This is a genomic window from Haloarcula ordinaria, assembly GCF_029338275.1.
Classification (GTDB): domain Archaea; phylum Halobacteriota; class Halobacteria; order Halobacteriales; family Haloarculaceae; genus Haloarcula; species Haloarcula ordinaria.
Genome location: NZ_CP119790.1, coordinates 12,831 through 34,951, shown reverse-complemented (window position 1 = coordinate 34,951; position 22,121 = coordinate 12,831). Strand labels below are relative to the sequence as shown.

General features: G+C 58.1%; 21 protein-coding genes and 3 pseudogenes. 14 read left to right on the top strand and 10 right to left on the bottom strand.

Going from position 1 to position 22,121, the window contains the following annotated elements:
* Positions 1-58: 58 nt before the first annotated feature.
* The 5 genes from P1L41_RS17015 (at position 59) to P1L41_RS16995 (ending at position 2,291) form a co-directional block, all read left to right on the top strand.
* Complete coding sequence (locus P1L41_RS17015; protein ID WP_276298648.1) at positions 59-214, top strand: hypothetical protein; 156 nt, start codon at positions 59-61, stop codon at positions 212-214.
* A 224-nt stretch (positions 215-438) separates the two neighbouring features.
* Positions 439-1,038: a DUF5789 family protein gene (locus tag P1L41_RS17010; protein ID WP_276298647.1), complete on the top strand. Its 600-nt coding sequence runs from the start codon at positions 439-441 to the stop codon at positions 1,036-1,038.
* A gap of 149 nt (positions 1,039-1,187) precedes the next feature.
* Positions 1,188-1,502: a DUF7992 family protein gene (locus P1L41_RS17005; RefSeq protein WP_276298646.1), complete on the top strand. Its 315-nt coding sequence runs from the start codon at positions 1,188-1,190 to the stop codon at positions 1,500-1,502.
* The gene (locus P1L41_RS17000) at positions 1,499-1,660 is read left to right on the top strand and encodes a hypothetical protein (protein WP_276298645.1); all 162 of its coding nucleotides are present in this window, start codon (positions 1,499-1,501) and stop codon (positions 1,658-1,660) included. Before P1L41_RS17005 ends, P1L41_RS17000 begins: the two co-directional genes overlap by 4 nt.
* Positions 1,661-1,862: 202 nt before the next feature.
* Positions 1,863-2,291, top strand: coding sequence for a CBS domain-containing protein (locus P1L41_RS16995; protein WP_276298644.1), 429 nt, complete (start codon positions 1,863-1,865; stop codon positions 2,289-2,291).
* Positions 2,292-2,312: 21 nt separating this feature from the next.
* Here the strand turns inward: P1L41_RS16995 and P1L41_RS16990 are convergent, their stop codons facing one another.
* The 3 genes from P1L41_RS16990 to P1L41_RS18685 all read right to left on the bottom strand — a co-directional run bounded on the left by P1L41_RS16990 (position 2,313) and on the right by P1L41_RS18685 (position 4,257).
* A complete protein-coding gene (locus P1L41_RS16990; RefSeq protein WP_276298615.1) occupies positions 2,313-2,666 on the bottom strand; it encodes a DUF6713 family protein in 354 nt (117 codons plus the stop codon).
* Between the two features lie 215 nt (positions 2,667-2,881).
* Positions 2,882-3,349: a GNAT family N-acetyltransferase gene (locus P1L41_RS16985; RefSeq protein ID WP_276298643.1), complete on the bottom strand. Its 468-nt coding sequence runs from the start codon at positions 3,347-3,349 to the stop codon at positions 2,882-2,884.
* Positions 3,350-4,050: 701 nt separating this feature from the next.
* Positions 4,051-4,257 carry a HalOD1 output domain-containing protein gene (locus tag P1L41_RS18685; RefSeq protein WP_379789209.1) on the bottom strand — a complete coding sequence of 69 codons (207 nt, stop codon included), beginning with the start codon at positions 4,255-4,257 and terminating at the stop codon, positions 4,051-4,053.
* A 709-nt stretch (positions 4,258-4,966) separates the two neighbouring features.
* Here P1L41_RS18685 and P1L41_RS16980 point away from each other — a divergent pair.
* Positions 4,967-5,716, top strand: coding sequence for a DUF7847 domain-containing protein (locus tag P1L41_RS16980; protein ID WP_276298613.1), 750 nt, complete (start codon positions 4,967-4,969; stop codon positions 5,714-5,716).
* A 171-nt stretch (positions 5,717-5,887) separates the two neighbouring features.
* On the opposite strand, the gene P1L41_RS16975 is transcribed toward P1L41_RS16980, so the two are convergent.
* On the bottom strand, positions 5,888-6,280 hold the full coding sequence (locus tag P1L41_RS16975; protein ID WP_276298612.1) for a RidA family protein: 393 nt from the start codon (positions 6,278-6,280) through the stop codon (positions 5,888-5,890).
* A gap of 444 nt (positions 6,281-6,724) precedes the next feature.
* Here P1L41_RS16975 and P1L41_RS16970 point away from each other — a divergent pair, with 444 nt between their 5' ends.
* The 5 genes and pseudogenes from P1L41_RS16970 (at position 6,725) to P1L41_RS16950 (ending at position 11,623) form a co-directional block, all read left to right on the top strand.
* Positions 6,725-7,591, top strand: coding sequence for a CPBP family intramembrane glutamic endopeptidase (locus P1L41_RS16970; protein ID WP_276298611.1), 867 nt, complete (start codon positions 6,725-6,727; stop codon positions 7,589-7,591).
* A gap of 410 nt (positions 7,592-8,001) precedes the next feature.
* A complete protein-coding gene (locus P1L41_RS16965) occupies positions 8,002-8,769 on the top strand; it encodes a CPBP family intramembrane glutamic endopeptidase (protein WP_276298610.1) in 768 nt (255 codons plus the stop codon).
* Positions 8,770-8,974: 205 nt separating this feature from the next.
* Positions 8,975-9,499, top strand: a complete 525-nt coding sequence (locus tag P1L41_RS16960) for a hypothetical protein (protein WP_276298642.1) — start codon at positions 8,975-8,977, stop codon at positions 9,497-9,499.
* Positions 9,463-9,909, top strand: coding sequence for a CPBP family glutamic-type intramembrane protease (locus P1L41_RS16955; RefSeq protein ID WP_276298641.1), 447 nt, complete (start codon positions 9,463-9,465; stop codon positions 9,907-9,909). The genes P1L41_RS16960 and P1L41_RS16955 overlap by 37 nt, the downstream gene beginning before the upstream one ends.
* 191 nt (positions 9,910-10,100) lie before the next feature.
* Positions 10,101-11,623 (top strand): annotated as a pseudogene (locus P1L41_RS16950) (SLC13 family permease).
* 506 nt (positions 11,624-12,129) lie between these two features.
* Here the strand turns inward: P1L41_RS16950 and P1L41_RS16940 are convergent.
* Positions 12,130-12,786 carry a cyclase family protein gene (locus P1L41_RS16940; RefSeq protein ID WP_336400029.1) on the bottom strand — a complete coding sequence of 219 codons (657 nt, stop codon included), beginning with the start codon at positions 12,784-12,786 and terminating at the stop codon, positions 12,130-12,132.
* A gap of 312 nt (positions 12,787-13,098) precedes the next feature.
* On the opposite strand from P1L41_RS16940, the gene P1L41_RS16935 reads away from it, so the two are divergent.
* On the top strand, positions 13,099-14,058 hold the full coding sequence (locus P1L41_RS16935; protein ID WP_276298607.1) for an acetamidase/formamidase family protein: 960 nt from the start codon (positions 13,099-13,101) through the stop codon (positions 14,056-14,058).
* Between the two features lie 413 nt (positions 14,059-14,471).
* Here P1L41_RS16935 and P1L41_RS16930 read toward each other — a convergent pair whose 3' ends face one another.
* On the bottom strand, positions 14,472-15,683 hold the full coding sequence (locus P1L41_RS16930) for a CaiB/BaiF CoA transferase family protein (protein WP_276298639.1): 1,212 nt from the start codon (positions 15,681-15,683) through the stop codon (positions 14,472-14,474).
* Positions 15,684-15,828: 145 nt separating this feature from the next.
* Here P1L41_RS16930 and P1L41_RS16925 point away from each other — a divergent pair, with 145 nt between their 5' ends.
* Positions 15,829-17,292 carry an aldehyde dehydrogenase family protein gene (locus P1L41_RS16925; RefSeq protein WP_276298605.1) on the top strand — a complete coding sequence of 488 codons (1,464 nt, stop codon included), beginning with the start codon at positions 15,829-15,831 and terminating at the stop codon, positions 17,290-17,292.
* 138 nt (positions 17,293-17,430) lie between these two features.
* Here the strand turns inward: P1L41_RS16925 and P1L41_RS16920 are convergent.
* The 4 genes and pseudogenes from P1L41_RS16920 to P1L41_RS18680 form a co-directional block, all read right to left on the bottom strand.
* Positions 17,431-18,162: pseudogene (locus P1L41_RS16920) on the bottom strand (glycoside hydrolase family 88 protein); the annotation flags it as partial.
* A 4-nt stretch (positions 18,163-18,166) separates the two neighbouring features.
* Complete coding sequence (locus P1L41_RS16915) at positions 18,167-18,412, bottom strand: hypothetical protein (protein ID WP_276298775.1); 246 nt, start codon at positions 18,410-18,412, stop codon at positions 18,167-18,169.
* A 159-nt stretch (positions 18,413-18,571) separates the two neighbouring features.
* Positions 18,572-19,078: an IclR family transcriptional regulator gene (locus tag P1L41_RS16910; RefSeq protein WP_419181093.1), complete on the bottom strand. Its 507-nt coding sequence runs from the start codon at positions 19,076-19,078 to the stop codon at positions 18,572-18,574.
* Between the two features lie 88 nt (positions 19,079-19,166).
* Positions 19,167-19,337: pseudogene (locus tag P1L41_RS18680) on the bottom strand (helix-turn-helix domain-containing protein); the annotation flags it as partial.
* Between the two features lie 524 nt (positions 19,338-19,861).
* Between P1L41_RS18680 and P1L41_RS16905 the strand changes: the two are divergent.
* Positions 19,862-22,114, top strand: a complete 2,253-nt coding sequence (locus P1L41_RS16905; RefSeq protein WP_276298602.1) for a GMC family oxidoreductase — start codon at positions 19,862-19,864, stop codon at positions 22,112-22,114.
* Positions 22,115-22,121 lie beyond the last annotated feature (7 nt).

Sequence of the window (22,121 nt, the reverse complement as noted above, 5' to 3'; positions counted from 1 at the left end):
CAAACTGCGGGTCGGGATTCCACGTCGCGGGACGGCGGCAACGCCGCCGACGGGCCGGATGGCAGAGAAACACGGAACCGACCAGCCGCCGGAAGCGGACGCCACACACCGCTACGATATCCCCGCCGCGCATCCAGCCCTGGATTTCCTCAATATCGAGGGCACTCCGAATCCGGGGTACCCGCGACTTCGGGAGGAGCTTCTATCCAATTAGAGTACCGTGCGAACTTGTACCTCTCCGTGGATTCCAACAGAGCCATCGTGAGTAATGACTGCTTCGTCTCGATCACTCTCACCGACCACCAGACGCCTGCTGGCCCACGACCGATTCGCGCCCTGTATGCAACAAGCGCCGCTGCTCGATTTTCATTGGCAGGTGTCGCCCGAATTCCTGGTCCTGACAACAGGACTATCTGTCTGGAGCGTCATTGTTATAGGATGGCAGACAACAAATCGGGTCGAGACAAGCAAGCACGAGACGCTGACAGACGCCAACGAGAACGTGATATCGACACAGAGCTGGAGCGCGGTGACGAAAAACAGCCACCGGTGGACGATGCAGCACTCGTCGATTTGGATGCAGAACTCGATGAGTTACAATTCCCGACGACGGGAAGTGCGATCGTCGCGGCGATCGGCAATCGCGAGGTCGAATCTATCGAGGGGAGCTACACTCTCAAGGAACTGATCCCGGAGACTGACGAGGAGACGTTCGACTCTTCGGACGCCGTCCGAGTGCAGGTACAGCGACCGACAGTTGCCGCGGCAATGAAACACATCGTGGAAGCCAGCAAGACGCTCTCGAATACGGAGTTCAGTTGGACACAGCGCAAAGCGTACGAAATGACGTTCAAGGAACTCAAATCGATCGACGCCGATGACGACGATGAAGGGATCCAAGCCATTCGCGATTGGGTCACCGAGCAAATCCGTGAGAAAGAAAAGCTCCCGTCGTCCCGAGCGGTGCGCCGACAGGCGGCGAAGTTCTGTCGGGCGAACGGATATCAAGTTCGGAACGACGAGTGGCTCGGGATATAGACCGACGATCCGGGCGATTGTTGCCCCGCCTGTCTGTCACGTGCTACGCGTAGTCGGTCTGCTCCCTCCATCCATACCGGTTTTGCGAGACCCGTCTGCCTCGTATCGAACTGCATGGGGTTTATCATGTCATCAGTGTAACTACTAGTATGGTGTTCGACATCGAGGTCCCGGAACCACCAGACCTCTCGAACCGAGGAATGCCGCGCGAGTTCGAGTGGCAAGAAGAGACGCTCGGATCAGAAGACTTCTACCGCGAGGACCTCGAAGACTTGCTCCAAGAGGGCGCGTGGAAGGAGGGATTCAACGAATGGACCGAGTACACGAATCTCAATGAAGAGCAGGTTCGGATCGTCAGCGATCTCGGCCTGTTCCAGGCGTTCGACTTCTACTGGGACCCAACTGAAGACCGCCTTCGTTTCGACGCTCCAACTATTTCGGACGCCCAGCGGGGCGAAACGTGACTGAGTCGCTCGATTCGAGCACGATTTCGATGATCGATGGTGAGTTAGATGACCTCGGCCGAGTGGTACACGAGATGCTGGAGGACCGAATCGACCGCAACGGCGAACTGTCAAACGCTGGGTGGGCTGAGGAAACGGACGGCAACCGCGAGGAATGAGACCAGCCACACAGCCTGTTCCGGTGTCCGAGTTACTGACGTCCTCTGTAGTACGCATTTGTCTGTCAATCTCGGCGTGACTCATCCAGAGGGTGTATCTATCGTCATCGCCCCGATTATTGCAACATCTCTCAGACGAGCCAACCACCCAGCACATCTGCTTACTCGGTAAGGTTAACCGTCTCAAGCGGGAATTAGTTGTATGATTGAACAGTTCGTCGGTGATGTGATGACACAGTCAGCTCGAACGATTCCGCCAGAGACGACGGCCCGTGATGTGGTAAAACTGTTCGCGGATCACGGCATCGGATCGGCAGTCGTGGTGGACCCCGAGACGGGCGAGTATAGTGGAATCGTAACTGAAACCGATATCATGCAGCAGGTGGCAACCGGGGCTGATATCGACTCCGTACGTGCGGGTGAGTTTCTGAGTACGCCACTCGTCACGATCGCCAGCACGGAAGACATCCACGTCGCTGCCACACTGATGAAAGAGCACTCGATCCGGCGGCTCCCGGTCACCGAGGATGGTGAACTCGTCGGCATCCTCACGACATCTGATCTCACCCATTATCTGCCCCGGCTCAGGAACACAATCCTTCGTGAACGAAACGACCTAGCTACGCAGTGAGATTGTCTCCCCGAGGGGGAGTCACAGTATGAAGAGTAGATGTAGAACTCCGAGTAGAGACGCGCCGAAGATCCAAAACCGTGAAAACCAGTTATCGAACTCAACCAGCGGGTGATTCCGGAAGGCGAGATGCAACATGCCATGGACGATTGCAAATCCGTCAAAGCCGATCTGGAACGCTAAGGAGTTCGCGTAAACCAGGAGCACCGCGAACAGCGGCACGTGCAGTGCCGTGAACACCCAATACGCACTCTCGTCGCCGATTGACATCGGTGCGAAGAAGAACCGCCACTCGTGTTGGCGAATCGCATCCAGTTCGTGTACGAGGAGAAACCCGACCGCCATTGAGAATAGAATCTCTGTGCCCCGTACCATAGCGAACACGCGAACACGACACCGAAAAAAGATTGGGTGGGGTGCGGGTGACGAACTCACCAGCTCAGACGCGCTCTGTATTCAGTAGACCATTGATTGAGCACTCAATATTTGACAGTAATAGTATGACCGATACAAAGAGTGTATGCGGCAGATGATTAGCGATGAAACAACTATCTGTGGGCTCAATTTCGCCACACTGAGCACGGGTTGAGTCACTCCAGTGGCTGTGCGAAGTCGACTTGCTTCGGTCGGAAGCCTGTTTCACGGTAGAATCGGCGTGCGTCCTCGTTTCGCCATTCACAGGAGACCTTGAGGTGGTCGCAACCTTGGTCACGGGCGATGTCTTTCACCCGTTCGATAATTTCTTCGCCGTGACCTTGACTTCGGTAGCCCTCATCGACAGCAAGGTTCACAATGCGAAGGTACTGCGAGTACTTCCGGGATGTGTGGTTGCCCTCTCGGAGCGTGACAAACCCGATCGTCTCCTCCTCGTGGACGACGAGGTAGTCGGTGACCGCCTCGTCGTCGAAATGAGTGCGAAAGCCATCGTGGGGGACTTCGTCGACATCTGCGTAGACGAGTTCGTTCAATTCGTCGTGCGCTTCCATCGCTTTCGCGAGTGAATACCAGCGTTCGACGAGTGCATCGAGGTCCTCTGCGGTAGCTTCGACGAGTTCCATACTGTGACCCCTCAGCGTTCACCCTTTACGCTTTTCCGAGTGTGTTCACTACTAGCACTCCTCTAAGATACTGCGGACGCACAGAGCAATGCGTCTGGAAACCAGTATCCAGCCCACTGCTTGACCGACTCGCATTCTGTATGCAGTACGGCCGTCAAAACGCATCAGTCCTCAAGACGGGTGAATCCGTACATTCACACGACGACGACGGGTGCATCTCGAATCGTAGCGGAATCGATTTACGCAAATTGGACGAAACAGCCGTGTTAGGTCATCTACTGGCTAATATCTCGATAGATAATGTGTGGACTCAACGGGAGACTATGACACAGCGTGAACGCGTGAGCAAACCCCTGCACTAATCGGCGGTTTCGAGAACTCTCAGCGTCCCACCGGTCTCGCCAGTTTGCGTATTGCTCTTCGCCGCTGCTCCACTCGCCGCTGTGCCTCCGAGAACCAGTCCACCTGTTGCCAGTGTTCCTTTCTTTAATACGCTCCGTCGCGAGAGTTTGTTCTTTTCAGTCATCGTTTTCAACCACATCACGGTCCTCGGATATGCACACCATCTAAGCAGCAGGCTCGGTGAGATCTACGCTGAGGCTTTCAGTATCGGTGTGACCCACCGTTTTGCTCACGGCACGTGAGTTATGAACCAGGTGTTGCGATCTTCATGCCGACTGTTATCTGCCCAGTGGCTGGTCTCAGTCTGAGAGGGCTGAAAGCGTAACCTCTTCTCCACCGGTGACTGTGACTTCCAGACCTGCGTACGGAAAGGAAACCTCCAGCGAGTTTGGTCCAGAAGTACAGAGGCGGTCGAGTCCGACAGCGTCAATTGTCTCGTTCAGGGGCGGCAGTTCGTTCGGTGGCGTATCCAACCGCGAACTGACGGCTTCGACGACACGTATCATCGGCCCACTACTGCCAGTATTACTGTCTGTCGACATGAGGAGATAGCAAACACGACGCTGGGCGCCTATATTAAGATAATGGTGGTTATCCCACGAAAAATGCACATCCGCATCTCACGCTGTTGTTCGACTACTCTGAGTCAAACCAGTTCGCTGGGGCTCGCTTTGGTGGTCATAGAGGACTGTGAGCAGGGGCGTGATCGTTTCGAAATCCGGCCCTCTGGAGAGTGTTCCGGTTTCTCGCTCCCAGTCGACGAGCCCGTACTTGTTGAGTTTGGGTAACTCCGTATGGTACAACGTAACCGAGTCAAGCGAATCCGAATCGGTGATCGCTCTGGCATTCACCGGGTCGTCATCCGTTGGGTCCCGGAGATACAACGCTAATAGCACCTGGCGCCGCAATCTTGTCCCGATTGCGTCTAACTTCTCTTCCGGAGTAAGTATCAGTTGTCCCACGTTCCCGATAACCATATATACAGTAAATAGCATTAATCTGCCGATTGTTTTATATTGATATGTAACTTTGACACTACTCTGTCAAATGTAGACCCAGCTGTATGATTTTGCGTCAGTATTCTGCTAATACGTCTCATCAAAGCATGTCTGAGTAGTTGTCTTTTGGTTCTACAGATATCAATAAAGTGTCAAACTGTAGGGGTGAGTGGTTCTCATACGAAGGTTTTTCAACACCAGCCTGAGCAAGAAATGTATGGCCCTCCAACTTGGCCGTGCGATTAGCAACGGCATTCGCCGGAGTCTCTCTCCGGTTGGTATCGCGCTGATGGGGCTCACTGCCCTCTACGTTGGGATATTCACCATCTCAGTGAACACGGTTGTCGCCAACCAGTTACCGCCGGCAGTCCGGCAACAAGCACAGGTGGGGTTGGCACTCCCCCTCTCCAGTGCTTTCGCCGGGATACTTGCCCTCTCGGCCCTCGTGTTTGGGATGGTGATTTACATCGCTGCCGCACGGGCTTTCACTCGCGAGGGGCCTGATAGTGGGGCGATCGACGGATCGCTGTTTACCAGGCGAATCGGTCGAACCGTCGTCTCGGCCATCGGCGCGAACATTATCGTGGGCATTTCGACGTCCATCGGACTGGTCCTGCTGGTGCTCCCTGGGATCTTCCTCATGGTGAGTTTCGCGTTCGTCCTGTTCGTGATCGCCGTCGAGGACGCACGTGTCATCGAATCGCTCCGACGGAGCTGGGGCCTCGCCCGCGGGAACCGGTTGCGCCTTGCGGCGCTGCTCTTGCTCATCGGAGTCCTGACTGGGCTCCTCAGTAGTCTCGGTTCGGTGGTCTCCATCGTGAACCCGGCGGCTGGCACGGTGGTCAGTCTTCTGGTGACGGCCCCGCTGGCGATCGTCGGGTACGGCATCATCGCCGATGCCTATCTGCAACTCCGGGACGCCGACTCGGATGTTGGTGAAAGCGAAGCGGCAGTCGAGGGTTTGTAGCGTTTGATATCCACCTAGGTACTGTTTTTCGGACTGTCGGCTACGGCTGACTGCGTTCACTGCCGTCGGCTGGCGGTAAAGCCCCCCGAATCAGGGGTATCGCGTTCATCACGAAGTGCATTATGAGGCCCATCCCGACGCCGCCGAGTCCGTCCCACGGAGCCGTCTCCTTCACTCCCTGGGACTGATCGCCTCGGATTCGATCTCGACCAACATCTCCGGTTGGGCCAGCGAGTCGACGCCGATGAGTGCGCTCGTGGTCAGATCGTCCCCCAACACGTCCCCACGGATGTCCTTGAACTCCCGTGCGTAACGCATGTCGGTCAGAAAGACCGTCATCTGCACCAAGTCCGACAGCTCCGCATCCGCCGCTTCGAGCGCGTACTCGATGCGCTCGAAACAACGTCTCGCCTGCGGCTCGAACTCCCTGGAAACGATCTCGTCCTCGCCCCAGCCAGTCTGGCCGGCGACGAGTACGCGGTCGCCTACTCTGATACACTGCTCGTACGAACGGGACTTGGACTCCTCGAGTTCCGGGACATCGATTACTTCCTGTTCTGTCATACCACTCTCTCGTAGGGATGGTGCATAAATCTGGTTCCCGACCCGTTGATGTTGGACACCTCCCCGTTGCGGATGACGTCTCCGACGTTCCGTCGAGGTAGATGCCGCTGTTCGCGAAGCACACTGAATGCGAAACTGTTCGTCAGGAACCCGTATCTGCTCTGTAGCGCCTTTCTGCGACGCTAGTCGAGATCTGGACTCATCGCTCTTTCACCATTCGACTAATCGAGTCTACTACTGCCTCTGCTGACTGTGCGCTCTCTATACCGCAGCGTCCTCTCGAACGACGCAGTCTCTATGAATACCATTGTGGCCGATACAGAGTATAGCGACAGTAACGAGGACTGCCTCTAGAGCATGGCGGTCACGGCCGGTGGAGTCCTGGGTTCTCATCGAGAGAGAATCCGAGAAACCCTCAAATATATGTGAGATAGATTATATACTATGCCCTCCCGTATCCGTAGACGAATCAGTGACCGTCCCGTGACGACGTTCTTCGTGGTCGCGTACCTCGTTTCGTGGTCGGCGTGGGCACCGCTGGTCTTCAGCGACTGGTGGGCGACGTGGTCGCCACTGGTCCTGGCAGACGACATGCAGACGATGGTGTTCATCATGGTCGGTGGGTTCGGACCGCTCGTCGCTGCAGGGCTCGTCACCTGGGTCATCGGTGACAGTGTTCGCGAGTGGGCTGGTCAACTCTTCCGGTGGAACGTTTCCATCAGGTACTGGGTATTCGCCCTGCTGTTCCCTGCCGTTGCAGTCATCACGGCGAGTGCTGCCCACATCGCCGTCTTCGGCGGCCAGTTCGACCCCGAATCGACGGGCGTCTTAGTGCTCTATCCCGTCCTCTTCCTCCAGGTCTTCCTCGTCGGTGGGGGTAACGAGGAACTCGGTTGGCGTGGCTTCGCGCTGCCACGGCTTCAGGAATCGTACTCGGCACTCGCCTCGAGCTTGCTCATCGGCGTCGGCTGGTTCGCCTGGCACTTGCCGCTGTTCCTGGTCGGGGGGTCTTCCCAGGCTGGTGTCCCGGTCTACTACTACGGCGTCGCGGTCATCGCACTCTCGGTCGTGTTTACCTGGCTCTACAACGAGACTGGCGGGAGCGTCCTGCTGACGATGGTGCTCCACGCCTCAGTGAATACTGGCGGTATCCTGTACCTCGCTGGCGGTGGTGCCGCGCTCCAGACCAACCTGCCGAACGCGCTCTACGCGGTCGTGTTCCTCGCCGCTGCGCTGGTCCTCGTTGCGACATACGGCCCCGAACGGCTCGCCGACGCCGAGATTCCAACGCGACTGTCCGGAAGTCAGTAAGGTGCCGGGAGGAGCGCAATTACGTCGGCGGCCCGGCGTGAGCATCGGCGGCACCAGCGATGATGGCAGCGACGATTGTCACCCACCACGCTTCCCGAACCGCAACGAGGGCGAGTGTTTCGGTACCGAAGGGAACCCTCCGTTCGTGCGTTCCAGGTGGACAGTCGGAAGCAGGACTAGTCGAGCGACAGCTGAGGTGGGCGCAAGAACATCGGTCCTCGCTGAGGGAGGCTCCCATTTGACATTATATAACTGCGATTCGAACGGACACGTGTGAGTTAGCAATGGGATCGTTACGCCCGTTTGTCCGCCGCCATCGTTTCGCCACGTTCGTCTTCCTCACATTCGTTCTGACGTGGGCCCCCTGGGGAATCGTAGCCATAGACCTCCAGACAGGACGTTCGTCGTTCGTGACGCCACTCATCTTGACCGGGGGGTTCGGTCCCTTCCTCGCAGGTATCATCGTCGCCGTCGCTGGTGGGGACAGCCGCTCGTGGTTCGGAAACCTCGTCGACGTGAGGGCATCACCGTCCGTCTGGGCCGCCGCGGTGCTGATACCAGTGGTACTGTACGTCGGTGCGCTTGTCCTATTCGTCGCCGTCGGAGGCGGGTTCGATCGCACCAGCGTCCTCCCAGCCGCGGCGCTTCCGGCGGTCGCGTTCGCGACGCTCATCAGAGGGGGACTCGAAGAACCCGGCTGGCGCGGTCTCGCACTCCCTGTCCTCCAGCGGCAGATTGGCGCATTCAAAGCTAGCATCGTCATCGGCGTTATCTGGGCACTCTGGCACGTCCCGCTGTTCTTGCTGCCCGGGAGTTCACAGGCGGGGACACCTTTCGCGCTGTACGCCGGCGTCGTCGTCGGGATCAGCGTCATCGCAACGTGGCTCTACAACGTGGCTGGAGGCCGAGTGCTCATTGTCGTCGTCTTTCATACGCTCTCAAACGCGGTGTCGGTGACGACTGCGGGCGGCGTCATCGGCGACGAGGTGACGTCTCAGGTCGCACTCCTCGTAATCGTCTGGACGACAGCGGCGCTGCTGGTCTGGCGGTACGGTGCCGAACGGCTCTCGCCTGCCCCGCTCCCGAACGGTGGGCTGGACTTCACGGCCACGACCACGGCACCCGAACAGGCAGAGAGTCCGAGTGAAACGCCGTCCCAGTCGGACAACCCCAGGTGAGCTCTTCGGACGCTCCCAGCGTTCTGTCCCTCGTACTGGAACCGATTTTATTCCCAGTCGGAGATTCCTTCCGCGATTAGCGTTATCCGTGCTCGGGCGACTAATCATTATACTCGACCCCGAAGAGTAGTTGTCCTGAGGGATTCTGGGGAGTGAATGAGAACCATCGATAGATTTTACCACGGTGTCGTCGGACTGTTGTCATATGGGTTCCTCCGTTCGCGCCTGGATCGACCGCCATCGAATCGTGAGCTTCCTTGCGGTCACGTATGCGTTCACGTGGACGGTTCAGGGAATCGTCGCACTCTCGGGGATGGAGGCGTCGTGGACGATGTCGATCCTGATCGGCTTCGGTGGCTTCGGGCCGCCGATGGGTGCCGCCGTGGTCGTGTGGGCGGCCGGCGGCAGTCTGCGCTCATGGATCGGCCAGTTTTTCCGGTGGCGGATCGGCTCGAAGTGGTGGACTGCGGCGCTTCTGATTCCGCTGGTCGTTCTCGTCCTCGGCAGTGGACTCTACGTACTCCTGGGTGGACCCGTCGACCTCGCTTCGCTTCCCTTCCCTGGCATCTACCTGTTCGTGATGGCCTGGGGCACCGTCTGGGGCGGTGGGCAAGAGGAACTGGGCTGGCGCGGGTTCATGGTACCGGTGTTGCAGGAACGCTACAGCGCGCTGGGTACTGCCTGCTCGTCGGCGTGGCGTGGGCTGGCTGGCACCTCCCGCTCTTCTTGAACGCCAACACAACGCACGGGAGCTGGCCGGTCTCCCAGCAACTCATCTGGGGTGCAACAATACTCGCAGGCTCGGTGTTGTGGACGTGGATGTACAACAACACCGGAAGCGTCCTCGCGGCCGCTGTCTTCCACGCCGGGATGAACAGCATCGGCGTCTTCCACCCGGCAGACAAGGCAGCGCTCGTTCCCGGAGGGATTCCTGACCCGTGGTTGAACTTCCTCGCCGAGATTTCCTCGGCCGTCGTGCTGGTCGGTATTGCCGTCCTTGTTGTCCTCGTGTTCGGAACCGACCGTCTCTCGAATCACACGGTACCTGACACCAGCGTGCTCGGACTGGGTGAGGACGGTTCACGATCAACTGGCTCACGAGCGGGAAGACGGAACGTCGGTCAGGAACAACAGAGATGAGAGAATCGTTCGGAATCCGTTTCCTTCCGGCGGTTCCGTCGTCGTTTCTTAGTCCACACGTCGATCTCAGTTGTCCCCATTTCGTGAGTTGTGACGTCGCGAGCAGAGACAGATAGATAACACTAACACTGAACAACGTGCTTATAAGACCACAGGTAGACCCAGTGCCATCGAAGCACGTCAGCCAAGCCGTGGCGATTGCGATTGCCACCCTCTTACTGGGGGTTGTTGCGACGATCCCCACCACTGGGTCACTCACCGTTGCCGGCCAGTATGCGGTCGCGACGATGGTGTTCGCGGCAGTGCTCTGGGTCACTGGTGCACTTCCGCTTCCGCTCACGGCCTTGCTGATCCCGATCGTTCTGACGGTGTTCGGGGTCTATCCCGATTTCGGAGATGCGGTCGCAGGGTTTGCCGATCCAGTCATCTTCCTGCTCCTTGTGGGATTTATGTTCGCCGAAGCGCTCCAGAAGCACGCTATCGACCAGCGGATCGCGCTCTCGCTACTCGTCCGGTTCGGGACGTCAGCACGGGGACTGGTCTTGGGCGTCATGGTTGCGACGGCCCTTCTCTCGATGGTCATCTCGAATACGGCTACGGTCGCAATGATGGTGCCAATCGCGCTCGGGATTATCGAGATCGTCACCCACCTGACGAAAGCAGGCGAGGAGCGTCCCGCTTCGACTGCATCGAATCTGCAGGTCGGAATGTTACTCGGCATCGCTTACGCCGCGAGTCTGGGGGGTGTCGGAACGCTCATCGGAACCCCACCGAATGCAATCGTCGTCGGACAGCTGAACGAACTGCTCGGCTTCGAGATTACGTTCGTCGAGTGGCTCGCTATCGGACTCCCGATGGTGGTCGTCACACTCCCAGTCGCGTGGGTGCTGCTGACGTACGTCGTGTACCCACCGCAAGAGTACGATGTAAGCCGCGCTCGGGAGCATGCCAGTGACCGGCTGCACTCGATGGGATCGCTCTCGACGCGCGGGCGTCGCACCCTCGGGATCTTCGGCGGGACTGCCTTCCTGTGGCTTCTCGGCGGGCTCGAATTCCTGTTCGACGACATCCTCCCACGCGACTGGTACGTCACACTCTTCGGCGGGATGGGCCGAAACGTGTTTGGAACTGTTGGTCACGAGGGGTGTTGTTCTACGTGCTCGTCGGCTTGCTCGCCATCCCCGTACTTGTTGTCACCGGCGCGACAGCGTGGGACGATATGATCGACATCGACTGGGGGACGTTACTGCTTCTCGGCGGCGGCATCTCGTTGGCGAACGCGTTGGCCGATACGAACGCGACCGTATGGCTCGCGGAAGTGACGCTCGGTTCGCTCACAGGCACGTCGATTCTCGTGATTCTCCTCGTCGTGGTCACGATGACGATAGTCGTTGGCGAGCTGGCCTCGAACACCGCGATGGCCGCGATTCTCGCTCCGCTACTCATCAACATCGGCCCGGCGTACGCCGAAGCGCTTGGCACGTCGGGAGAACTCGCAGCAGTGCTGCTCGCAGTAACCGGCGCAATCGCTGCCAGTTACGGGTTCGCGCTGCCAGTTGCGACACCCCCTAATGCGATCGTCTTCGGCGCAGGGTATATCGAACGCGAGCACATGCTCCGTGCAGGGGCGCTGCTCGACGCTATCGTCATCCTCCTGACGACAGGTGTGGCGTACCTCCTCATCCAGTTCTTCTGGCCGCTCGTCCTCGGATGACCGACATCTACTGAACGTGGCGCCCACCGAGCTCTGGTTCGAACTGAACAACTATCAGCTGCTGATGCTCAGCTGCTCCTGAATCAGATTAGCGACGCTCGTAGCTGGGGCGCGAACAGTGGTGTCTGCACACGCTAACATCTCAGGGAGCCCTTGGTCAGTCTCTGTCAGCAGCAGAAGTGACAACTGACCACTGTCATCCTCGGAGAGCGAACGGGGCTGGCTGGCAACCCAGACTGGTGTTCTCGTCGAAGGCTACGGCGAGACTGTGGCCGACGCGGCGGCTGATTATCTTCGACTACTCTTGGAGACTGGCGATGAGTAAGGCGTCTTCCAGTACAATCGCCATCGCGTATCGGTGCCGAGCCTGTGACTACTCCCTTATCCGTGCGCTCGCCGGGGTTGTCGCTTCCCTCGCTGTCAGTCGATCGCAGACCACAAACAGATAGCCCATGGATTCCACTGAGCGTGAGTCGCTTTCTAGCAACAAGCGTCAAAAACTCAAATCAAGTGGTATCAAGGGTCGATGGTCTCAGCGACAGCACGGACCGGTGCTCCGTCACCTCCCCGATGGGCATAGGGTGTGCGTGGAGTGTTCCCTGTTCGAAGCTGCCCAGATTGGTCAAGTTTTCTATAATAAAGCGGCCGTCGCCGAGCAATGCGCTATGGACTGGGACCCCATCTGGTTCGTCATCGGCCGTGTTCTCGGTCGGCGTCGGGTCCGGATTCAGCGCATCGATACCGACGCTCCATCCCCGTGATGCACAGTGCCTGGCTGCCTCGGGGGAGAGGTACGGGTGATCCAGGTACCGGTCCGTTCCCCAAAATCGGTCCCAGCCGGTCCAGAGCAGAATCAGGTCTACAGCACTATCCTGTGGCAGGTCACTTGGCCCGATCGCTTCCCGGTCACCTTTGTCGCGAAGGTCCACGACGCGTGCGTCGAAAACGAATCTGTCGATGCTGAATTCGTCGATCGAGTCGCCATCTGGTTCCGTGTGACTCGGAGCGTCGATGTGGGTCCCAGTGTGACTCCCACAGCTAACGGCGGACACACGGGAGCCATCCGCAGCGAGCGATGAAACCTGGTGGACGTCGACGTGTGGGTCACCGGGGAAGACCTGCATTCCGGTCTCGATTGGATGAGAGAGGTCATGGAAGGCCATACACTGGCCAACGGGTGGGTCCTCAAAACCGTACGGTTTGCCATCCTATCCACGTCCGGGTAAGCGTGAATGGTGGTAGTCCGCAAGCCACTCCAGCGGGGGTAGCGACCTCCGGTACCCGACAGTACTGGCGTGCGAGAGATATAACGTGAGTCTAACACAGTACGTCGACCTCTCGATACCGTTCGTTCGAGCGGACGGCCTCTCCGTATAGTTACGGCCGAGTTCCGGATAACGATGTCGAGGATTGCACTTATTTCGTGGGCCACCCCATCCAAAGTTGTAAGCGCCTCACTCAGAACTAGCATATCGATGAACGTCGACAGAACACTCAGTCACGAATCAGCGTTGCACACGTCCTGGAACAACGACATTCCGCCAGCGCTCGAAGTGGAATCTGGAGCGGTCGTCCAGTTCGACTGTCTCAACGACAGTGGTCCCAATATCACCCCGGAGACGGACTCTGCCGACCTCCCAGACATCGAGTTCGTCGGCCACCATCTTACCGGCCCGGTCGCCGTCGAAGGTGCCGAACCGGGGGACGTCCTCCAAGTCGAGATTCTCGACGTCGACCACGCCGACTGGGGATACACGCTGATCCGCTCGGGTGACCGCAACGTCGGCTTGCTGCCCGAGATGTTCTCAGACCCGTATCTCTACCACTGGGACCTGGACGAAGACGTCGCGCACTTCGAGCAGGGCATCGAAGTACCAACCGCACCGTTCCCGGGGGTGGTCGGCGTCGCCCCAGCAGAGGCGGGTACACACGAGACTGGGCCACCGCGCGCCGTTGGCGGGAACATGGACATCAAGCACCTCTCCGCCGGGTCGGTTGTCTATCTGCCGGTTGCTGTCACGGATGCGCTGTTCAGTATCGGTGACGGCCACGCCGCACAAGGTGATGGAGAGGTCTGTATAAGCGCCATAGAGACACCGACGACGGTCACCACTCGCCTCACACTTCGCAAGGATCTGGACATCGACACGCCACAGTTCGAGACCAACGGTCCGTTCACACCCTCCGGCCATGACGAGAAGATGTACGCGACGACGGGCATCCGGGACGACCTCATGGCTGCATCGAAAGACGCTGTCCGTCAGCTGATCGAGCATCTCCACGACCGCCGCGGGCTCACCAAACAAGAGGCCTACGTCCTCTGTTCGGTCGCAGCGGACCTGAAGATCAACGAGGTAGTCGACGAACCGAACTGGGTCGTCTCAGCCTACATCGCGCAGAGCCTCTTTCCGGACGACCCAGCAGGGGGAGTGTGAGAGCGGTGACGCCAGCGTTTGCTTGCTAGATTAGGTGTGGCCGTTGTCTGCACAGTGGTTCAGATCGGATCCTATCTCTCGAAACCGGATACGGGTTAGAGCGCAATCGAGCATGACTGAGAATCTGTAGCAGTATCGCGGAATCGATTTTGAAATCTGCATCTCTATATGCCCCTATTTGGACACAAAGAAAATTGTTCAACCCTAATATGTATTCTAAACCGGACTTTTAAGCACGAAAGCACGGTTGCACCCACATAGTACTGAGTTTAAAGTTCAGCGCGCGAATACAAGACGGATTTCTGGGACGATTTTACGACATCCGATTAGAGAGCGATCGGACAACACAGTCGATACCCGCTCGATCAAATCTATTCTCTCACACTACTCCTTCGGGACAGTCCTCCGTGTCGCTATTCGTCATCTGTGGCTGAGAGATCTGTTGGATAGCCAAGCTCATCGAGTATCTCTTCCGTGTGTTCGCCAGCAAGCGGCGGATGTCGACGGATATCCGGCGGCGTTTCACTCATCCGTATCGGCGTTCCAGTCACTGTCGGCTCACCCAGAGTAGGGTGGTCGACGGTCTGGAGCATCTCGTTTTCTTCCACCTGCGGATCCTCCACGACGGCCGGGATATCTTGGACGGGACCACACCAGACGTCGTGTTCGAGCAGCTTGTCCATCCACGCTTCAGTTGTGTCCGTTCGCAACACATCCCCGATACTCGCCATTATCTGGTCTCTGTCGTCGTACGCCTCCTCCCAGGTGGTGACATCCTTTATTTCGTCAATATCGAGTATCTCACCAAGCTCCGACGGCATCACGAGAGAGAGGACCAGGTGGCCGTCAGCCGTTTCGTAGACGCCGTAGGGTGCTGGGTGATAGATGTTTCCGAGCCCATGTGCCCCTCTTTCGAGATCTGCGCCACTGTTCGCGTAGGTTCCAATCTCTTGTAGTTGGAGATCCACTGTCGCGCTCAACAGATCGCCTTCGATGCGTTGGCCCTCACCGGTCCGGTCTCGGTAGTGGAGGGCGGCGAGTATGCCGAAAGCGAGGTAGGTCGCGGAGTGGAGGTCGGCAATGGCGATACCCTGCGGAGTCGGCAGGTCGTCACGGTCACCGGTGATGCTCATCAAGCCGCTCATCCCCTGCACGATGAGGTCCTGTCCAGGTCGGTCGACGTACGGTCCAGTCGAGCCAAATCCGGATGCGCTTGCGTAGATTAGGCCGGGGTTCGAGTCGGAGAGTTCCTCGTACCCGAATCCGAGGCGGTCCATGACGCCCGGCCGGAAGTTCTCGACGACGACGTCGGCTTCCTCACAGAGGTCGTAGAGGACCGCTCGGTGTTCCTCGTCTTTGATATCGAGTTCGATACTGCGTTTATTCCTGTTGAAAAACTGAAAATGGAGACTCTCTCCCTCGGGATATTCGTTCGCCATCGAGAAGTTCCGCATCCACTCACCGCCGGGGCGTTCTATCTTGAGGACTTCGGCACCGAGGTCAGCGAGCATCTGTGTCGCGACCGGGCCTTGTGCGATTTGTCCGAAACTAACGACTGTCAGGTCATCTGGCGCTCGTGGCATGACTGAATGCTCGAATTGTGTCAAAATAGTCTTTTCCCTCATTGTGTGCGCCGGACTCTGAACTACCGGACCTGCCTGAACAGAGTACTGAACGGAATGTGGGTCAAGGGCACCAGCCAGCAGGTCGACACCTCGTCTGTGCCCCCATCGACGGTACACTTATCATTCGGACCGACGTGGGTCCGCTATGTCGTCAGATAGCACCGTTGATCGACAAGAGAAGTATCAACTGTTCGTCGACGGGGAACACGTCGACGCCGAGAACAACGGGACGTTCGACGTCAACGACCCGGCTACGACTGACGTGATAGCCGAAGTTGCGAGAGGACGTGAAGCCGACATAGAGTACGCTGTCGACGCCGCAAATGCGGCTCTCGATGACTGGAGGCGTACGAATCCAAAAGCGCGAAGCGAAACGCTTCGAGACATCGCGGTGGCGTTACGAGCGAACGTCGAGACGCTAGCGCAACTGACGACACTCGAGAACGGCAAGCCGATTTCGGAAGCCCGTGGTGAGGCTGAAGGATGTGCAGACGCCTTCGATTTCTACGCTGGCATCGCCGACAAGGTTCATGGTGAACAGATTCCCCGAGGACGGGAGTACGTCGACTTCACCTACCGGGAACCATTGGGAGTAACTGCGCACATCGCCCCGTGGAATTTCCCACTCTCGATTTTCGCTCGAAGCGTCGCCGTCGCACTAGCCACGGGGAACACAGCCGTGGTCAAGCCCGCCGAACAAACGCCGCTTGGTGCACTCACTATCGCCAAAATCGCCCATGAGGCGGGGCTACCCGACGGGGCCCTCAACGTCGTTACTGGATTCGGTGCCGAAGCAGGCGCACCACTCGCTGGCCACCCCAATATCGACTGCGTTACGTTCACCGGGTCCGTCGAGACTGGGCGGAAAGTCGCTGAACTGGCTGCCCAGCAGATAACCCCCGCTAATCTCGAACTCGGTGGGAAGGGACCGAACGTCGTCTTCCCCGACGCCGATATGGACCTCGCGCTCGACAACGCTGTCGCAGGTTTGTTCACTATGGTCAGCGGCCAGTGCTGTTCTGCCGGGTCCCGACTCCTCGTCCACGAGGACATCTACGACGAGTTCCTCGACAACCTGGCGGATCGACTCGACGCCCTCGAAGTCGGTCCTGGGTCAGAAGATCCGGATATGGGACCGATGATTGACGAAGGTCAGTACGAGAAGGTGAAGTCATATCTCGACGTGGGGAGAAAAGAGGTCGGCGAACCGTTCTATGGTGGTGAGGTACTGGACCGCGAGGGGTACTTTATCGGTCCGACAGTCTTCGCAGGTGCCAGTAACGACAGTCGTCTCGCACAAGAGGAGATATTCGGCCCGATTCTCCCTGCAATCTCGTTTTCTGACGAACAGGAAGCCATCGAGAAGGCCAACGACACTGAATTCGGACTCACCGCAGGCATCTTCACCGCAGACCTCAACCGGGCACATCGATTTGCTCGGGATGTCGAAGCCGGAGGCGTCTACATCAACGAGTGGTTCGCCGAGGGCATCGAGACGCCGTTCGGTGGGTTCAAAAAGAGCGGAATTGGCCGCGAGAAGAGCACCGAGGCGGTCAAGCACTACACGCAATCGAAAAACGTCTGTGCCAACATCGGCATCGGTGAGTAGAGCCGACGGCCATGCTCGAACGGGGTCACAGTTGCGCCATTTTTTCTAAAACCGCTTCCGATGAGCGGTGTCCGAATCTAGCTGAGCGCGAGCGGCCCGCGGGTTGCCTACGAGCGGCGACGGAATACGGCGAGTGACCTACGCGAGCTTCCCGTCCTCGAATTGGCTCGCTGCGAGCAAGAACCACCCCTGACCGTACGAGGTGACGCCCAGCGGCATTCGCTCACCGCCTGGTGGTTCCGAGATACGGTGAACGGCACCGTCTTCGTCGACTACCCCACAGCAGATATCGATACCGCGGCGAGCCGCTGTTGCATACGCTTCGTCTTCGAGAACACCAGCATCGTATGCCTGCTTGAATGCGTAACTGAACATGAGTGTTCCCGACGCCTCCAACGGAGTGGTCCGGTCGTCGATTATGTGATGCCAGTACCCGCTGTCGTCCTGTAACTCCAATGCGGCCGCAGCGAGTTCCCGGAATGCCGATTCGATGTCTGCACGCCCCTCGTGGTCCTCGGGCAGCAGTTCGAGGGTGTCGAGCATCCCAGCAGCGGCCCAGCCATTGCCGCGCGACCAGAACGTACTGGACGGATACATGTTGGGACACTCGCGCCAGGCGTGGCGGAACAGGCCAGTATGGGGGTCCTGCAAGTACTTCGACTGGAGGCGAATCTGCTGGACTGCTTCGTCGAATCCCGCCTCGTCTACGAGTTCACCGTAGCGAGCGAAGAACGGACAGACCATGTATATCGCGTCGACCCAGAGTTCCGTCCGTTCACGGATGTGCGGAATCCCACCTTCTTCGGTTCGCTCAACGTCGTCGAAGAACTCGAACTGTCGTCGTGCGGCATCGCGATACTCCGCCTCGTCGGTTTTACGGTAGAAATCGAGGACTGCGTGTCCGACCGCGGCAGGGTCTGACTGCCCCTTGAACGAGCCTGAGTTCTGTGCGGTCGATCCACGGCTTGTAGTCGAGCGATCCGTATGTGAGCTGTCCAGCACTCGTCTGGGTCGCGATTGAGCGGTCGACGAGCGACCGGGCGGCGTCGACGTACGTCGCTTTCTCCGTAGCTACGAGGCCATTGAGAGCGACGGCTTTCTCCCAATCTTCGGCCTCCATATCACGCTCAGTCGTGTAGCGGGCGACTCGATTCACTAATTCTGGGGTAAGCGTCTCTGCTGACATCGGTATTTCACGTCTATGACTTGCGGCGGCTTCAATAAATCTATGGGTCACTCAGCAGGCTGATAGACCCGAGAAACGAGAGCCGCTTGGCTATCAGTAGGACAACTGTAGTTCTATTTGGTTCGTCGTCCTCAATAGTGCTTCGGGGATGTCTGACTCCAGCCGCGCTCCCTGCATCCGCGTTGCTGGCCCGCAGACGCTCACTGCTCCGACGACGTCGCGTCGGTCTTTCAGTATCGGGGCCCCGACAGTTTGAAGTCCAAGGACAGTCTCCTCGGTATTGAACGCGTATCCTCGTTCCCGCACAGTCGCCAACTCCTCAGTCAGTTCATCCACGTCGGTTACAGTGTTCTCTGTCTTCGCTGGTAGGGTGTCACCATCGAGTATCTCGTCGACGCGTTCCTGTGGGAGATGGGCGAGGATCGCTTTCCCCGACGCCAAGTGATGCAACTGCGACCGCTTTCCGAGCTCACCGTGAGTCTGGACACCGTGGTCGCCGACGGCTTTCAACAGATGAACAGCGTACCCGTGTTCCTCGACGAACACCCAGACGACTTCGCCAGTCGTGTTCGCGAGTTCCTCGATCGGGTCTTCCGCTATCTGCTAGTGGTGACGCTCGCCGGACTTTCTGCCCCTGCTCGTAGAATCGGAAGCCCAGACGATACTGTCTGTCCTCTTTAATCACATACTCCTGTGCGACGAGGGTCGTGAGATGTTTGTGGACGGTACTGGGGGCGAGGTCGAGCGCCGACGCGATATCAGTGACGCCGCTTAGGCTGTCTGCGTCCAAGAATTCGATAATCTCGAAGACTGTTTCTGTTGCCTTCACAGTCCGTCTCGGTGGCGTTTCTCCGGTCATCTGCCCTAATCTGGCACACGATTCCATATAATTGTTACTGATTTGTCGGTTGCGAATTTCTTCAGAAGGTCGAATTTTCTGTTTCAGGGGCTTGCTGTTTCATTATTCGCTATATCCGAATCTATTTACCGCTGTCTCGTTCCCCCGTTGTGTGGCCCACGGAAATAACATCCGTACGCATGTTACTATATTCTCTGGCTCGAGGTCGACGCCACGCGAATAGCACTGATACGGCTGTTAGTAATTTCCATAGCTAGTCCGACTGTCGAACTTCCCGCACGAAATCGCCGAAAAACCACACTCGTGGTACTGCCAACAGGATTCGTAATAGGCGAATCTGTTTCTTCGTATTTGACGGCCTTCGGGACTCCAAACGTATCGAGGCCACTGCGCTCGGAATCAGTGATTTCACAACTGACTATCAGTTATTGTCTGGTGAATTCACGTACACATCGAACCACGAAGTGGTTCGATTCGCCACAGCACCACGATTTAATACAGTGTAGACTCAGGTTGTAGGGTATATGAGTGACGTAGACACATTATTGACGTTCAATGCACATCGCTCTCGGACCGTCTCCGCGCTGTTCGAACGGATGTTTCCAGCTGACGACGATCCCGGTGCGACCGAGATAGGCGTCACACGGTACGTCGATCGAGCACTCGATGGGGAGTACGAAGAGCAGAAACGGTGGTATCAACTGGGTATCGATGCACTTGACCGAAATGCCGAGGCAGAATACGGCGCCCCGTTCGTCGAGTGTGCGCCGGAGGAGCAGGACGTACTCATCGGACGCCTCGAAACTGGTGACCTCTCGGATTTTCACACGCCGCCACAGGAGGAGTTCTTCGAATTGCTCCGTCAACATCTCCAGGAGGGGCTTTTCGCCGACCCAGCATACGGCGGGAACAAAGACAAGAAGGGGTGGAAAGTGCTCGGTCACCCCGGCGTACACCTCGAAAACTCCGCCGAAGAGAACCTTACAGATGAACCGGTGACCAAGGGCGGTGAGTATCAGTCGATGGCCGACCTTGGCTTCGACCCTGAGAACAGTTCCGACGGTGGCCCCCCCGATATCGACGGGTTCGATCCACAGGCGGGTGCGAAAGCACCAACCGACGAAGCCGACGTGGTGATGGTTGGGATGGGAGCGATGGGTGGTCTCGTTGCACCGGTGTTCGCAGAAGCGGGACTCGATGTCGTCGCACTGGAGGCAGGACCGTGGCGTACCAAGGACGATTTCATCCCCGACGAGCTCGGCCATGCCTACTACCGGCGTGCTGGAATGGGTGAGAAGTTCAACAAGGAGACGCCACAGTGGCGCAGGAGTGAAAACGACGAAACGCGAGAGGCGACCTTTTCGCTGGGCCGTATGATGAACAGCGTCGGCGGGTCAGTCATCCACTACGGGGCGTGGCTTCGGCGGTTCCACCCGCACCACTTTCGCTATCGGTCGTTCGTCGAAGAACAGTGGAGCGAAGACGCGCTTCCGGACAACTGCACGGTTGCTGACTGGCCTCTGAGCTACGACGAGCTCGAACCGTACTACACCCGCGTGGAACACGAAGTCGGTATCTCTGGGAACGACAGCAACCCCTACGTAGAACGGAGCGAGCCATTACCGAACAAACCGTTTCGACCGTTCCGTCAGGGCGAAATCTTCACTGACGTCGTCGAAGACATGGATCTCAACCCCTATCCGGTCCCGGTCGGCGTCAACAGCGAACCCTACGATGGTCGCCCGGGGACGACGTACTGCGCCTGGAACAGTGGTTTCGGGTCGTTCAACGACGCCAAGTGGCACCCGGGCTTGTCCAGCATTCCACGGGCGCTTCGGACTGGTAATCTGGACCTCCGAACGTACTGTCGAGTCGTCGAAATCCTGACTGATGACGACGGTGAAGTGACCGGTGTCGAGTACCTCGACGCGAACGGAGACCGCCGAACACAGCACGCGAAGACGGTCATCCTCGCCTCCTACACCTTCGAGAACATCCGTCTCATGCTGCACTCCACAGACGAGACCCACCCCGATGGACTCGGGAACAATCACGGCCAAGTGGGCAAGCATTTCATGACCAAGATGTTCTCGGACGTGAGCGGGTATTTCCCTGACACCGTGTTCAATCGTCACACCGGGCCGGCCGCTCAAGGCATCATCCTCGACGACTATGACTCTGCAGCGTTCGACTCCGCCAAGCACGGATTCGTCGGCGGGTCGACCTTGGGGACGGAGAACCAGCTCCTCCCGCTCCAGATTAGTCAGGCGACGCTACCCGAAGACGTCTCATCGTGGGGGAAAGAGTACAAGGACCACCTCAAAGAATGGAATCACTGGGGTGCCGTCCGGATCCAGTCGACGAATCTCCCGTACGAGTCGAACTACATCGAACTGGACCCGCAGAAGACCGACGAGAGCGGCGAGGGGATGCCGGTCCTCCGCATCACCTACGACTTACGGGAGAACGAGCGCAAACTCCACGAGTTCTTCCGCGGCAAGGCCACCGAGATCTTAGACGAGATGGGTGCGACGGAGACGTGGGGTGGACCCGCATTCACCGGTGTCGGAAGCAGCCACGACCTTGGTGGCTGTCGGATGGGGACCGAGCCGGAACAGTCCGTGGTCGACGCCGACCTCGAAGTACACGATACGCCGGGACTGTATGTCTACAGCGGGGCCGCGTTCCCGATGTGCCCGAGTATTAACCCGACGCTGACGATGTGGGCGGTCTGTCTGCGCGCCGCGGAGAATCTGGTCGCGAACTTCGAGGACTGAACTGATT